Here is a 14,291-nt window from a genome sequence, read left to right on the forward strand (position 1 = left end):
TTTATATGTTTAAACTGCTCTATTCAGCAGGAAAACATGCAATGTCGGTCCGTTAGCGGATGGTGGATGCAAGGCGTAGCTTGGCTAAATCAAACGAAGGCACAAGTCCTTCCTGTGCGGCGCGTCCGAGCAGTGCTTCGATGGCTGCGTATCCACTGTCGCCCAGATTGGCGGTAAAGTCGTTCACATACAGGTCGATATGCGATTGGGCCACATCCGGAGACAGCTCCTGTGCATGGGACAATACATATTCGCGCGAGGCCTCGGGATGCTTCCAAGCATACTCGACAGAGGCGTGTATCCAGCCTGCGATCGCATCGAGGTCCAGAGAACGGCGGGCAATAATGGCTCCAAGCGGGATCGGGAGACCCGTATCTTCTTCCCACCAGCTGCCCAGATCCACTTGCTTGCTGAGACCGTAGGATGGATACGTGAAACGTGCCTCGTGAATAACCAGCCCGGCATCCATATGTCCGTCACGAACAGCAGGCATGATCTGGTCGAACGGCATCACGACAATTTCGCCGACCCCTCCCGGCACATGTTTGGCCGCCCACAGACGGAACAGGAGATAGGCCGTGGAGCGTTCACTCGGCACGGCTACGCGCTTGCCGGACAGGGCTTCCGGGCCTTGAGCCGTGGTGTCTTCCTTGGTCAGCACGAGCGGTCCGCAGCCCCGGCCGAGAGCACCACCGCAAGGCAGCAGGGCGTATTCATCCAGCACCCAAGGGAGCGCGGCATACGAGATTTTCATGACATCCAGCCCGTTTGGCGTTACCGCCAGATTGTTGGTGATGTCGATATCAGCAAAAGTGATGTCCAGCTCAGGTGCGCCGGGAATCAAGCCATGCGCCAGGGCATGGAAGACAAAGGTGTCGTTGGGACAAGGTGAAAAAGCAATTTGCATCTATATAACCTCCGTTAATGTAGAGAATGCGGCTTCCAACGCTTGCAAAGCCTCTTTGATCCGCCAGGCTGCGCGGTCACGTGGACCCACGGCATTGGAAATCGTGCGGATTTCCATCACAGGCAGCTCCAGCTTGTTCGCCGCTACGGCTACCCCGTAGCCCTCCATCGCTTCGGCAGCAGCCCCGGGAATGCGCGCAGCCAGCCGTTCTGCGGTAGCCGCCGTACCTGTCGCCGTCGTGACGGTCAGGATCGGCCTGGCGACGGCTGTCTGTCCGGCGGCACGCAGCGCCTGAACGAGCCGATGCGTGGTTGCGCCGTTCACGGCGATTCGGCTGGAGCCGAAGCCCAGCTCGTCCACGCTGCTGAAGCCCTCCGCCGTCTCGGCCCCGAGGTCGGCGGCGATGATCGCGTCAGCGACGACGACGCTCTCCAGTGCGGCTACATCCACGAAGCCGCCGCCGATTCCGGCGCTGATGACTAGGCGGTAGCCACCGCCAGCCAGTGCCAACGCGGTCGAAGCTGCTGCGGACGGAGCGCCCACACCAGCCAGCTCAACCGCAAAGCGGCTGTCGCCTTTCAGCCCGCGCAGCACGGCTTCCCTTTCGCCCTCAACTGCGGTCATGATCAGGATGCGTCCGTCTGCTGTTGTATGCTCCATCGGTTGATACCCCTTTAAATTTAAGATCATATGCTACTTCATCATACTGCTTTTTGAAACGATGTTCAAAAAATAACGACAAAAAAAGCGCTCTGTGGCGCTTTTTGTATAAACCTGCAATATTTCCACAAATCGAAAGCCAGCAGCATCGCTGCCTTAAATAATAACGATTACCCTGTGGTAACAGTTGGACATCAGTTATTTTCAAGGTAAAAAAGCAATTCTAATCTGGAAGAACAGTACAGGCATAGCATATAATAATTATATCGGCTGATCCTTGGTGATCAACTGAAACATCGTGATATTGCGGTCATAATGGCTTTGGGTCCCATCCTGATTGCGCACCCGAATCATCTCGCTGCTGAACAATTCGATATATCCGTTGCCAATCTCGCAGTATACGCCCGTCGGGTCCTCCTGCCAGACTGAAACGAGGTGTTGAGACAGCGCCGCGGTGAAAAATTCGATGTTTTTTTGCAGTACGCGTGGCGTTTTCTTGGGTTCCATAACGTAAATCCTCCCTATATGATGCCATTTGAAAATAAAGCAATTGAACATGGTTGCTATGTGGTAAGTAACAACATGATAAACATAATAAACAATAAAAAAGTACGGTTCGACAATTTACCTCAATGAAACAGACGTAAACACTGTACCCTTTAATGCTATTTTTGTAAAGTATCCGAGTGACCTTTTCAACATCAGGCTGCGTTTACACACATTTTACATTGCGTTTACACAGCTATGATGCTAGTGCGTTTCATCTAATAGTACAATGAAGCATAACTATACTGCATGATTGATGGAGGCCATATGTTGATAGAGAGTCAGAATAAGGATAAAGATAAAGCTGGGTCAGAACGCTACTTTAATCGGGATTTAAGCTGGATTGAATTTAACCGCCGTGTGCTTCAGGAAGCGCAGGATACAGATACACCGTTGCTGGAGAGAGCCAAATTTTTGGCGATTGTGTCCAGCAATCTGGATGAATTTATGGCTGTTCGGGTGGCAGAAACGCGGGAGAAGATCAAGGCCGGTTTTATGCAAAAGGACTTCACCGGATATACCCCCTCCGGTTTATACAAACGGCTGATCAAGCGCACGGTCTCGATGGTATCGGAGCAGTATCGAACCTACCGCGAAATTTCTCGCCTGTTGACGAAAAAGGGGATTTTGCTGCTTGAATATGAGGGCTTGAATGCGACACAGCGCAAGTCTCTGGATACCTACTTTCATGAAATTATATTTCCGGTGCTGACGCCGATGGCGGTCGATCAGAGCCGTCCTTTTCCACTGGTTCATAATAAAAACGTATATTTGGCAGTTGTATTGAGACGTCAAGGGGATACGGAGGAGGATAAGCCGTTTTTTGCCATCGTGCAGGTGCCTTCCAATATTCCGCGTGTCGTGTCTGTGCCGCTACGTTCCAATAGCAAGAAGAAATCATTCATTTTAATTGAAGAGCTGATCAAGCATCATATTCAAACGCTGTTCACGGGCTATGTGCCGGAATCGGTTCAAGCCTTTCGTGTCACGCGCAATTCCGATTTGTCCATTAATGAAGAAGAAATCGAAGATTTGCTCGAAGAGATTGAAAAAGAACTGCGTCGAAGAAGACGCGGTGCGCCGGTAAGGCTGGAAGTGGAAAAAGGGATTCATCCTTTTGCTTTGATGGAGCTTCAGCGCGAATTCAAACTATTCGATCATGTGTTTGAGATGGACGGGCCGCTGGATTTGACGTTTCTGTCGTCCTTTGCTGATCAATTGGAAGGGTATTCGCATTTGAAGTTTCCGTCGATCAAGCCGTTGTACCCGGAAGAGCTGCCTCCGCAGGAGGATATTTTCAACGTACTCCGTAAACGGGACGTGCTGGTGTACCATCCGTATGAATCGTTTGATGCGGTGACTGATTTTGTGATTGAAGCGTCCGAGGACCCGGATGTGATGGCGATCAAAATGACTTTGTACCGTGTCAACGGTGAATCCAAGTTGATCCCGGCATTAGCTCGTGCGGCTGAATCGGGCAAGCAGGTAACGGTGGTCGTGGAGCTGAAAGCCCGCTTTGACGAGGAACGTAATATTGCCTGGGCACGCAAGCTTGAAAAAGCAGGCTGTCATGTGGTGTACGGTCTGGTCGGATTGAAGACGCATGCCAAAATTATTCTCGTGGTACGCCACGAGCGTAACGCGCTCAAGCGCTACGTGCATGTGGGCACAGGCAATTACAATGAAAGCACAGCACGGGTGTATACGGATATTGGTTTGTTCACATCCGACCCGGTGCTTGGCGAGGATGCTTCCGAGCTGTTTAATGAAATTACAGGCTTTTCCGCGCTCAAGACCTTGCAGGCTTTCACGGTGGCTCCAACAGGGATGAAGAACAAGCTGTTCGAGCTGATCCGTAGGGAAGCAGAGCAAGCTTTGGCAGGCAAGCCCGCCCGGATTATCGCCAAAATCAACTCCTTATCCAGTCAGGAGATGATTGATGAACTATATGCAGCTTCTCAGGCGGGTGTGAAGATTGATCTGATCATTAGAGGGGTTTGTTGCTTGCGTCCCGGTGTGGAAGGATTCAGCGAGAATATCAGCGTCATCAGTATTGTGGATCGCTTTCTGGAGCATTCAAGGTTGTTCTATTTTGAAAATGCGGGGGCTTCGGAGTTGTTCCTGTCCAGCGCGGACTGGATGACTCGCAACCTGACACGTCGGATTGAACTAATGTGCCCGATTTATGATGACCGGATCAAGGGGATGCTGTCGGATATTTTGCATTTGTCCTTGAGGGATAATGTGAAGGCGCGGCAGCTTCTGCCTAACGGTAGCTATCAGTTTGTGTCCAGAAACGACGAAGAGGCCCCTATGCGGAGCCAATCCGAAGCTATGAAGGTTAGAAATTGGAAGAAGGAAGAATGGACCATGATAACGTAAGGTTCCATGCTTTTTGAAAATCTTTGGCGACAGCCTCCAGTTCCCGCTGTTCCAGAATTGGTTCACCCATGCTTTCCAGACGAAGATGCAGTGCATCGTCTCCTGTGGCGGGATTGATGCTGGTGATAATGCCGGATTCGCTCCGATCCATGCCAATCGCAAGCTGGAGCAGCGAGCCGAGTCGATGTACACGCGCCTCGTCGGAAGACTCCAGAATGTCGGCATGTGTGCGCAATAGGCGAGGCGTCCGATTCTTGGGATGGTAGTCCGCAATCAGCGCGGCCAGCACCGTTTCCCGATGGAACAGACCGCCGATGCCTGCATGTAGAATCCAGAACACGGAATGCTGCCGGAAATGGTAGTAGTTCAAGGCCGCTCCGGTTTTGTACAGTGTTGCGGCGGTCAGCAGCAAACGTTTGTCCATCGCTGAGGATGACACGTCAGTCCATATGTCAACGAGTTCGTCATAAAGTCGGACAGCGTACTCGTTAACCCGTTTGACGTGCGCTTCGCTAACCGGAACAGCGAATGAAAGTATATTGCGGATCGACGCGATGAGTGGATTGTCGACCACGGGCTGTTCGGAATTGACCAGCTCATGAAACAGTCCGTCACGCAAGCCCGCTCCGCTGACCAAATAGGTGGAGCCTTGAGCGGCCTCGAATATCGTTTTCAAGATAATTAGCCCCGGTACAATAATGTCGGCTCTGTCTTTGGACAGGCCGGCTGTTTTTTTGCGTTTTTCATAGGGAAGATGGGGCAGACTGACATAAAAATAATCGACATCTTCTGTCGTCATTTCGTAATGGTGCGTCACGGGCAACGAGTAATCCTGCCGCTTCTGATTGATTTTAGCCAAGGTACGCAAGGTACCGCCCAGACCGATGAACGGCAGGCCCGGATTGGAAAAGATCCAATCATGGTTTTGCAGCGAAGAACGGACGAAGCTCTCCATCTCCTCAATCTGCTGAGGGGACCATTCACCGTTCCTGACTTCCCGACCAAAGCGCCAATTCATGTTGACCGCGCCAAAAGGAAACGATATGGTATGAAGCCGCTGCCGCTCACGGAACAGTGTAATTTCGGTGCTGCCGCCCCCAATATCTATAATAATCCCATCGTTCACGTTCATTGTATTTACCACGCCCAGAAAGCCCGCATAGCCCTCCTGCTCTCCGCTCAGTATTTCCAGCGTTAAGCCCGTATCCTCAGCGATCCATTGGACAATTTCATCTGAATTCGCCGCATTGCGGATGGCGGCTGTAGCTGCTGCTCGCATACGAATGACCCCGTGCATACGGCATACCGCCAAAAATTGATTCAGCAATGGAGCGATGCTCCGAACGGCCTCCCGTTCCATACGACCATTCGCCCCAACCTTCTCGCTCAGTCGTGCGGCTTCCTTACATTCCTGCACAATCCGGTAGGCTCCTGTCTCTGTCATTTCATAAATTACTAGACGAATGGAGTTTGATCCAATGTCCATGATGCCGATTTTGCTATTCATGGTATGACCTCCTTGTCGAAAAAAACGATTTGCCCGTAAATTTCGCTACTCCGTGCAAATGGTAGTCAGATTATTGTCATTGTACCAGTGATATCAGGTGCATGCTACCGTTGGCAGGGATCTTGCCGAAATGGACTTGAACCTTGGACTATCATCCAAGAATAGTTAGTTGCTGTTGAGTATGTATAAGTATACCTGACGGCGAAAGGAGAAAGGGTATGATGAGACAACTTGCAAGCAAATGGTTAAAGACGAAGGCGCTGTTGCACCATCCACATACCGCCGTTTATATACCGGAAACCAGTCTTTATAACGAGGAACAGTTGCGCATGATGCTAAGGCGGTATGGCTTTGTATTCATAAAGCCCGTGAAGGGCGGCGGTGGAATCGGAGTTATGCGTGTGGCTAAGGAACGCAGGGAATACACCTGCACGCGCATGGAACGCACATACCGGTTTAGTAGCTTTCGAGCGCTTGCTGTCGGAATCGGAAAGCTCCGGCTCCAGCGTCCGTATTTGATTCAGCAGGGTATTAGGTTGGCCACTATTCAGGGCAGACCAGTTGACTATCGGGTAAAAGTGGTGAAGGTGGGCCAGAGATGGGGTTTCCGGTCGGTGGTCGCACGTCATGCTCGCCCCGGACTGGTTATTACGAACCTCTGCAAAGGGGGAACTCTGATGAAGGGAATGAATGCGCTTCGGATGATTTATCCCCGCTGGGTGGCTACCCGAAAGCGACGTGAAATGGTTAATCTTACACAGCGGTGTATTCCTGTACTGGAGGGCAGATTTCCGGGGATTGGACAATTGGGATTTGATTATGGGCTTGATCCGAATGGACGGATATGGATTTTGGAGGTAAACACAAGACCCCAATAATCGTTGAATTTCTTAAATTAACCTCCATTAATTTCAATTTATTAGATTGTAAATATAATATATATGTGTAAACTATAAAAATATTTTTTTTATTTAGAAGCGTCAAAACCCTGTGTATAAGTATTGTCCACATTATCCCCTGTCACATATATGGGTTAACGACACTTACCAACAATTTATACACAGGATTTCCACAACATGCTGTGGATAACAGAACGCTTGTTCCGTTTTTGGTATTTTGATAGAATAGATTTTGAAATAAAAGGAAAGGTTGTGTCGAGGATGGCTATGCTGACGGATGAAATGCTTTTGGATTCCTATCAGATGGCAATCGAGCTTAAACTTGAATGTGACTTCATTGCACTGTTGCTGGCTGAGATTCACAAAAGAAACTTAGAGATGAATACAGCCGTAGTCCTTCATTAGACCGGACAAGCTCTCGTACTGCGACTGTGAAGTCATTCAGGGTTCGAATGACTTTACGGACAATCACTGCAACGAATAGGCACACCGTAGAAAAGGGTATTTCACTCCAACGATTCAAATTTGGAGTAAAATACCCTTTTTTGTCATAGTCTAGAATAGACTACAGTTTCATGTTACTGCTGTGACCCGGGGACAGCTTGGCGTCCGGATCTACATAAACCTTGGCGTTGTTGACGGCCGTAGGCGCTTCACCGAAGCCGACAGCAATCAGCTTGAGCTTGCCCGGATAGGTCGTAATGTCCCCTGCGGCGAAAATGCCGGGAATATTCGTTTCCTGACGGGAATCGACCACGATGGAGTTACTTTCGATTTCGATTCCCCATTCGGCAATCGGGCCGAGAGTAGATACAAATCCAAAGTTAACGATCACATCGTCCACTTCGATTTCCTGAGCTTCTTTGGTTTTTACATGAGCAAGGGTAACCTTCGTAATTGAGTCTTCCCCGTGCAGCTCTGTAATTTCAGTCGGTGTAACGACGTTTACTTTGGAAGCGAGGAGGTTTTCTACACTGTGTTCATGCGCACGGAACTTGTCGCGGCGGTGAATCAATGTAACCTGTTCTGCAATCGGTTCCAGCATGAGCGCCCAGTCTACCGCAGAGTCGCCGCCGCCGCTGATCAGCACTTTCCGGCCTGCAAATTTGCTCAGGTCGCTGACAAAGTAATGCAGGTTCGTTTTTTCAAAACGATCTGCGCCCGGCAGTTCCAGTCTACGCGGCTCGAAAGCACCCACGCCAGCGGTAATAATGACCGCTTTTCCGTGATACTCGCCGCCTTTATCTGTTTTGACGATGAAGTGGCGTTCTTCCTTTTTCTCTAATGATACGACCTTCTCTTCTAACTGTACTTCTGGATTAAAGTGGTTCATCTGCTGAACCAGATTGTTGACTAGTTCCTGTGCAGTCACTTTAGGAAAGCCAGCGACGTCATAAATATATTTTTCAGGATAAAGGGCTGCAAGCTGGCCCCCGAGTTGGGGCATACTTTCAATTAAGGTGACGGATGCCTGACGCATTCCCCCGTAGAAAGCAGCGAAAATACCGGCTGGGCCGCCTCCGATGATAATCAGATCGCGGAGTTCCGCACCTGTGGATTGAACTGTCACTCTAAAAACACCTCCGAAAGGGATAGTATGGATAATGGATATTGAATGTAGAATCAGCCGCATAGAGGTTTAGAAAGCCGCCGAACGCATGATTCACTGTTTATCATTATAAACTGCCGGGTTCCGCTTGGAAAGTTTAAGTGATTAATATTTTAATGAAGGTTATCCGGCGTGTATAAATTAGCCATTTTGAGAGCAAAGCTGTGAATAATCACTGATTACGTAAACCGGAAGGGGTAGAAGCATGAGCAGTGTTCCCAAAATTGTCATTGTGGGCGCCGGGTATGGCGGTATTTTGACGGCTCAGCAATTGCAAAAGGAGCTCAAGCACAACGAGGCGGATGTCACGCTGGTTAACCGCCATGATTACCACTATATAACAACGCATCTCCACATGCCTGCGGCGGGTACGGATACGATTGAGCATTCACGGATTCCGATTTCGCAGCTGATCGATGAGTTCAAGGTGGATCTAATCAAAGGGACGGTTAAGGAAATCATACCGAAGGAGAAAAAAATCGTGCTGGAGGATGGATCGCTATCCTACGATTATCTGGTAATCGGATTGGGCGGGGAACCGGAAACCTTCGGTATTCAGGGGATGGATAAGTTCGCGCTTACGATTCGAAGTATTAACTCGGTCCGCTTGATTCGTGAGCATGTCGAATACCAGCTTGCCCTGTATAAAAATGACGGGAACCCCGGACGACTAAATTTTGTAGTCGGAGGTGCGGGCTTTAGCGGGATTGAATTCGTAGCGGAGCTGGCGGATCGTCTGCCGCAATTGGCAAGAGTCTATGATATTGATTTTAACCGGATTCAAATTATTAACGTCGAGGCGGCTCCTACGGCATTACCGGGCTTCGATCCAGAGCTGGTAGAGTACGCGATGGATGTTCTCAAGCGCAAGGGCGTCACCTTCCGCATCGGTGTTCCCATTAAGGAATGTCTTGAGGATGGCGTCATTGTCGGTGAGGATGAGAAAATCGAAGCTTGCACGGTCGTGTGGACTGGAGGTATTCGTGGTAACGGTCTGATCGAGAAAGCCGGATTTGAAGTGATGCGCGGACGTGTGAAGATCGACGATTTTCTGCGTGCACCGGGTCATGAGGACATTTTCATTATCGGGGACAGTTCTTTAATGTTTAATCCCGAAGGACGCCCGTATCCGCCGACCGCCCAAATTGCGATGCAGCAAGGGGTACTCTGTGCGAAGAATTTAGCAGCTACGCTACGGAAAAAGGAGCTGCATAAGTTCGTATTTTCCAATAAAGGAACGGTTGCTTCTCTTGGAAAAGGGGAGGCTGTCGCGGTCGTGGGCAATCGCAAAATAAAGGGCTGGATTGCCGCACAGCTGAAAAAAATTGTGGATATCCGCTATCTGTTCATCATTGGCGGGATTCCGCTGGTGCTGAAAAAGGGACGGTTTTTCTAAACTTGAACATGACATCAAAAAATCCTTTGCATTGAGAAGGTTTCCATGACTCCTGGCCAGGGAGCTTGGAAACCTTTTTTATTAATGTACCCCTAAAAAGGGTATTGACACATAACTATACGGCGACGTATAGTGTGGATATTAATTACAGAGGGGGGCCTTCACGTTGTATTCTGATTTTAACTTCAAGAGTGATCCCAAAAAGATAAATTTATTGGCAGAAAAATTTCCCCATGTGGACCCCCAATCGTTGAGTACGCTAGCGCTTTTCATTCAGACAGCTCATGAAGTATACAATGGTGTGTGCTCCAGACTGTCCGAATATGGACTATCGATTGGAAGTATGAAAATTTTAATTCCGCTGTATCTGCATGAACGTGCGTTGACTCCATCTGAATTGGCCGAATATTCAGGAGTTACACGTTCAACCGTAACCAGTGTAATCGACAAGCTGGAACGTGACGGTATCATCCGAAGAAGTACACTGGTAGATCGCCGTATGACTGCGATCTACTTGACTGAGGAAGGAAGACAGTTAATGACGGAAAGAATTCCGATGTTCATTCAGCTTTTTTCGGATTTATTGAAGGAATTTACGAAGGAAGATCATGTTCACTTCGCTGGGATGCTACAGAAGCTTTCCAAAGGTCTGGAGAGAATAAAACGGGAATAATACCTTTCCCGAGGCCGATAGTTAGACGTCGTACTATCAGATTTCGTACTTATTTTTTAAACAATCATTTTCCGCTTATTATTGGCTAAATCATCATGAAGGAGAGTTCATTGCAATGAATAAAAAGATCATTGTGTACGTTATACTTGTTGCCGCGTTAGGTACTGGAGGTACGCTGATGGCTATGAGCGGCAAGGATGCTGTGAGTATGGCTGCCACACAAAAAAACACGCTGCTTACGGCAGATACCGTAAATGCTGCCTTTCAGGGCGTTGGGGGAAGAGTGAACACCATTGAGGTGAAGGAGGAGCAACAGGTGAAAAAAGGGGATGTGCTCATGACCCTCGATCCTGTGGACCTCGACCTGCAAATTGAGAAATTAAAAACGGATATCGCGCAGGCTGATGTAAAAATAAAGCAGGCTGAAGACGGACTGCAAAATCAGTCGGAGAAAATTTCGACTTCAGAAAAACAGGGGCAACTCGATATTCAGGCTGCGCAAGCGGGAGAATCCCTGTTGAACCAAGGCACACGTGCGGAGGATATCCAAAAGCAAAAGCTGGCTATTGAAGCGGCGCAGCAATCGCTGGACGCATCTCTGACAGGAGTGGAGACAGCCAAAAGAAATGCAGAGATCGCGCAAAAGACAGTGACCTCCAGACAACAGGCGCTGGAACTGGCTAAAGTCAATTACAACCGTATCAAAGCTTTGTACGATGCTGGGGCTGGAACCAAGGCGGAGCTGGATAACGCTAAAAACCAACTGGATTCTGCACAAATTGCGCTGGATACAGCCCGGGATCAGGTGGAGATTGCCAATAATCAGATTACTGCGGCCAGCAAACAATCCGACATTGCTAAAAATAGTATCGCCCAGCAGCAAACCGCTCTGGAAAAAATGGAGGCAGGTGCAACCGCAGAGGAACGCGAACAGGCCCGCATCAAAACAGAAAAGGCCAAGGAAGCATTAACCCAGACCTCCCAAACACGTAAAGATGTTAAAAATAGTGAATACAACGTGGATCTTCTGGCTCAACAAAAGCAGGCATTAACCGTTCAGCTCAAAACCTTGGAATTGCAGCGCGGACGTACGGTGCTGAAGGCATCCGCAGACGGTAAAGTGTCCCGCATTGTTCCCAAGATGGGAGAAATCGTTGCTACGGGGGCAACAGGCGTCGTTATTGAAACCAACCAGCTATACTATGATATTTATGTGGATGAGGATTCCATCTCACAGTTTAAAGCAGGGGAAAATGTGGCTTCACATGTCGTAGCTTTAGACAAAAATATCCAAGGCAAGGTGAGATACGTTACCTCTGCTCCGCAATATACCAACATGAGAATGAGCCGGGATAAAGGTTCGTCGGATATAAGCTCCTTCCAGGTAAGGGTAGATGTTCAGCGAACATCTGAATTACTACCTGGAATGACGGTAGAGGTTGTGACGAAATGAAGGCGTTTATAGAAGAATGGAAGCTCTTGATCAGTGGCAGACTGGTTTTCATTATGCTGCTCGTTCCTATCGTAGTTGCCGTAGCATTCGGATTTGTATTTAAAAATAACCAGCTTAACGATGCCTCTGTAGCTGTAGTGGATTTAGATCATAGTAATTATAGCCGACAGCTTATTAATAAATTAAATGCATCCCAGTATATTGATGTACGTTATGTGCAAGAGAATGAAACCGATCCGAATTTACTCTTATATAATGAAAAGTTTTTTGCAGTGATTTATCTTCCGGCAGGTCTGGAGGAGAATAGAGTTAAGGGAGTCCAGAGCAACATCGGCTTTTATGTAGATAACACGGTCGGGCTGGCTACAGGGAATCTGCGGTCGGCGGTGACGGAGATCATTGCCACGGAAAATGCGATGCTGGCTGTTGGTGGACTAAAGGGCATGGGAATGAGTGACAGCCAGGTTACAGGGCTTACCTCCAATATGCTGCTCCAGCAGCGGCTATTGTATAATCCCACTAACGTTACGCTGATGACCTCGGTTATGGGGTTTATGAATACAATCATGATTTCGCTGATTGGTGCTGCTACGCTGACGATTGTTCCTCGCTTACGGGAGGAAGAACGATTAAAAGAAGAGCTGCAGCATTCATACGGTCTGATTTTGAGGGTGATACCGTATGCGGTAGTAGGATGTGTATCCTTTTTTCTATCCATTGGTTTGCTCAAGCAGATCGGCGGACTCCGTTTTGAAGCCAATGCATGGCAGATGAGTATTCCGTTTTTAATGTATACGATTACTTTGGGTTTGTTTGCAATGGTTCTGGGATGGAGTGCGGCTAATCCGGGAAAAGCTTCCCCGCGTCTCATGCTGCTTATATTGCCTTCGTTTATGCTGAGTGGTGCTCAATTGCCGGTAGCTATGCTACCTCCATCGTTGCAGTATGTAAGTAACATTCTTCCATTAACCTGGCATTTTAAGTTTTTGAGAGGGATGGGATTCAAGGGCGGAAGCTTGAAGTATTTCATTCCTGAGATTGGAGGATTTTTGATCCTGTTAAGTGCTTTGTTGCTTCTGATCTTTATTCTGATTGCTCTGGAGAAAAGAAAGTCAAAAAGCGAGGATGCAGCTGTAGTGGTTGAACCTGTGTTACACTAATATCAAAGAATATGATTTTTCAGGCGCCTGTGAGGGGGCCTTTTCTCATCTTGTGCGGCTTTGCAGCATATAAAAAGGATTCCGCATTCCCTTAAGCGGGAGTTCACGAAATCCTTGGTCGATTTATTTTAAAAATGTTTCTGGTGATTTACGTTTTACAGCTTTAACATGTCTTCAAATGTTTCTTCGTTCAACACGCTGCCGACATAGAAGGAGCCAAATTCACCGTAACGGGCACTAACTTCATCAAAACGCATTTCGTAGATTAGCTTTTTGAATTGAAGGGCGTCGTCGGAGAACAGCGTAACCCCCCATTCCCAATCGTCAAAGCCGACGGAACCGGAAATGATTTGCTTCACTTTGCCAGCGTAGCTGCGTCCGATCAAACCGTGACTGCGCATCAGAGTGCGGCGCTCATCCATCGAAAGCATGTACCAGTTGTCGTCCAGATCGCGTTTTTTGTTCATCGGATAGAAGCAAATATAACGAGCCTTGTTCAAAACAGGCTTCAGACGTGCAACAATTTGCGGATTTTGCATCGGATCTTCTTCTTTGCTCAAATAGTTGCTCAGCTCCACCACACTCACGTAAGAGTAGGTTTTAGTCGTATATTTGGCAAAGGTGGTTTTGTTAAACTCATTTTCGAGTTTGTTGAGGTCTTCCAGCGTTTCGCGTAGATGTAACATAACAAAATCAGCCTTTTGTCCGATTACAGTATATACGGCAGAGCTGCCCAGACCCGCTTCCTCGGTAACGCTCCATTCCTTCATAAACTCTTGAAGCTCGTCCAGCGCTCCGGCGCGTTCTTCATCGTCTGCTGTTTTCCATGCCGTCCAGTTGATGGATCGGAAATCGTGAAGTGCATACCAGCCTTCCAGCGTGGATGCTACTTCATTTGGCGTTGATGGGGGTTGTTGAGGTTGATGTTGGTTCACAATGGTCACTCCTTTTTCAAATCTGTAAATAATCATCGGCATGGCCGAAACATGTGCGTTTTAAGTATGTCCTGCGAATAAAGAATGTGTAATGCTTAACTATTATATTGTAGCCCAAATAAAGGATTTTCACCAATGAAAGAAATGTGAAGAATTTTATTTTT

At 48.2% G+C, this 14,291-nt stretch carries 13 protein-coding genes; 7 read left to right on the forward strand and 6 right to left on the reverse strand.

The window, feature by feature from the left end; translation table 11 throughout:
* Positions 1-52 precede the first annotated feature (52 nt).
* The 3 genes from ACQ4MX_RS20705 to ACQ4MX_RS20715 all read right to left on the reverse strand — a co-directional run bounded on the left by ACQ4MX_RS20705 (position 53) and on the right by ACQ4MX_RS20715 (position 2,074).
* A complete protein-coding gene (locus ACQ4MX_RS20705) occupies positions 53-907 on the reverse strand; it encodes a 1,4-dihydroxy-6-naphthoate synthase (protein WP_431087061.1) in 855 nt (284 codons plus the stop codon).
* Entirely contained in the window at positions 908-1,567 is a 660-nt protein-coding gene (locus tag ACQ4MX_RS20710; RefSeq protein ID WP_431087062.1) for a futalosine hydrolase, read from the reverse strand.
* 261 nt (positions 1,568-1,828) lie between these two features.
* Entirely contained in the window at positions 1,829-2,074 is a 246-nt protein-coding gene (locus ACQ4MX_RS20715; RefSeq protein ID WP_134912850.1) for a hypothetical protein, read from the reverse strand.
* A gap of 306 nt (positions 2,075-2,380) precedes the next feature.
* On the opposite strand from ACQ4MX_RS20715, the gene ppk1 reads away from it, so the two are divergent.
* A complete protein-coding gene (gene ppk1, locus ACQ4MX_RS20720) occupies positions 2,381-4,495 on the forward strand; it encodes a polyphosphate kinase 1 (RefSeq protein ID WP_431087063.1) in 2,115 nt (704 codons plus the stop codon).
* Here the strand turns inward: ppk1 and ACQ4MX_RS20725 are convergent.
* A complete protein-coding gene (locus ACQ4MX_RS20725) occupies positions 4,455-6,002 on the reverse strand; it encodes a Ppx/GppA family phosphatase (protein WP_431087064.1) in 1,548 nt (515 codons plus the stop codon). The two genes, ppk1 and ACQ4MX_RS20725, sit on opposite strands and share 41 nt — an antisense overlap.
* Positions 6,003-6,223: 221 nt before the next feature.
* Between ACQ4MX_RS20725 and ACQ4MX_RS20730 the strand changes: the two genes are divergently transcribed.
* Together ACQ4MX_RS20730 and ACQ4MX_RS20735 are read left to right on the forward strand one after the other, a co-directional pair.
* On the forward strand, positions 6,224-6,880 hold the full coding sequence (locus ACQ4MX_RS20730) for a YheC/YheD family protein (protein ID WP_431091374.1): 657 nt from the start codon (positions 6,224-6,226) through the stop codon (positions 6,878-6,880).
* A 282-nt stretch (positions 6,881-7,162) separates the two neighbouring features.
* Positions 7,163-7,306: a sporulation histidine kinase inhibitor Sda gene (locus tag ACQ4MX_RS20735; RefSeq protein ID WP_007431918.1), complete on the forward strand. Its 144-nt coding sequence runs from the start codon at positions 7,163-7,165 to the stop codon at positions 7,304-7,306.
* Between the two features lie 160 nt (positions 7,307-7,466).
* Here ACQ4MX_RS20735 and ACQ4MX_RS20740 read toward each other — a convergent pair whose 3' ends face one another.
* The gene (locus ACQ4MX_RS20740) at positions 7,467-8,471 is read right to left on the reverse strand and encodes an NAD(P)/FAD-dependent oxidoreductase (RefSeq protein WP_431087065.1); all 1,005 of its coding nucleotides are present in this window, start codon (positions 8,469-8,471) and stop codon (positions 7,467-7,469) included.
* 244 nt (positions 8,472-8,715) lie between these two features.
* On the opposite strand from ACQ4MX_RS20740, the gene ACQ4MX_RS20745 reads away from it, so the two are divergent.
* From ACQ4MX_RS20745 to ACQ4MX_RS20760, 4 genes are all read left to right on the forward strand, one after another.
* Entirely contained in the window at positions 8,716-9,906 is a 1,191-nt protein-coding gene (locus ACQ4MX_RS20745) for an NAD(P)/FAD-dependent oxidoreductase (protein WP_431087066.1), read from the forward strand.
* Between the two features lie 166 nt (positions 9,907-10,072).
* Positions 10,073-10,579 carry a MarR family winged helix-turn-helix transcriptional regulator gene (locus ACQ4MX_RS20750; RefSeq protein ID WP_431087067.1) on the forward strand — a complete coding sequence of 169 codons (507 nt, stop codon included), beginning with the start codon at positions 10,073-10,075 and terminating at the stop codon, positions 10,577-10,579.
* Between the two features lie 115 nt (positions 10,580-10,694).
* Complete coding sequence (locus tag ACQ4MX_RS20755; RefSeq protein ID WP_431087069.1) at positions 10,695-12,032, forward strand: HlyD family secretion protein; 1,338 nt, start codon at positions 10,695-10,697, stop codon at positions 12,030-12,032.
* Positions 12,029-13,192, forward strand: coding sequence for an ABC transporter permease (locus ACQ4MX_RS20760; RefSeq protein ID WP_431087070.1), 1,164 nt, complete (start codon positions 12,029-12,031; stop codon positions 13,190-13,192). Before ACQ4MX_RS20755 ends, ACQ4MX_RS20760 begins: the two co-directional genes overlap by 4 nt.
* A 155-nt stretch (positions 13,193-13,347) precedes the next feature.
* Here ACQ4MX_RS20760 and hemQ read toward each other — a convergent pair whose 3' ends face one another.
* Positions 13,348-14,127: a hydrogen peroxide-dependent heme synthase gene (gene hemQ, locus ACQ4MX_RS20765; RefSeq protein ID WP_431087071.1), complete on the reverse strand. Its 780-nt coding sequence runs from the start codon at positions 14,125-14,127 to the stop codon at positions 13,348-13,350.
* Positions 14,128-14,291 lie beyond the last annotated feature (164 nt).

Origin of the sequence: Paenibacillus sp. 8b26 (assembly GCF_050626875.1) — a bacterium.
Lineage (GTDB): Bacteria > Bacillota > Bacilli > Paenibacillales > Paenibacillaceae > Paenibacillus.

Coding starts and splice junctions, on each gene's coding strand:
- ACQ4MX_RS20705 (WP_431087061.1), bottom strand. CDS start 907: ATGCAAATTGCTTTTTCACCTTGTCCCAACGACACCTTTGTCTTCCAT.
- ACQ4MX_RS20710 (WP_431087062.1), bottom strand. CDS start 1,567: ATGGAGCATACAACAGCAGACGGACGCATCCTGATCATGACCGCAGTT.
- ACQ4MX_RS20715 (WP_134912850.1), bottom strand. CDS start 2,074: ATGGAACCCAAGAAAACGCCACGCGTACTGCAAAAAAACATCGAATTT.
- ppk1 (WP_431087063.1), top strand. CDS start 2,381: ATGTTGATAGAGAGTCAGAATAAGGATAAAGATAAAGCTGGGTCAGAA.
- ACQ4MX_RS20725 (WP_431087064.1), bottom strand. CDS start 6,002: ATGAATAGCAAAATCGGCATCATGGACATTGGATCAAACTCCATTCGT.
- ACQ4MX_RS20730 (WP_431091374.1), top strand. CDS start 6,224: ATGAGACAACTTGCAAGCAAATGGTTAAAGACGAAGGCGCTGTTGCAC.
- ACQ4MX_RS20735 (WP_007431918.1), top strand. CDS start 7,163: ATGGCTATGCTGACGGATGAAATGCTTTTGGATTCCTATCAGATGGCA.
- ACQ4MX_RS20745 (WP_431087066.1), top strand. CDS start 8,716: ATGAGCAGTGTTCCCAAAATTGTCATTGTGGGCGCCGGGTATGGCGGT.
- ACQ4MX_RS20755 (WP_431087069.1), top strand. CDS start 10,695: ATGAATAAAAAGATCATTGTGTACGTTATACTTGTTGCCGCGTTAGGT.
- ACQ4MX_RS20760 (WP_431087070.1), top strand. CDS start 12,029: ATGAAGGCGTTTATAGAAGAATGGAAGCTCTTGATCAGTGGCAGACTG.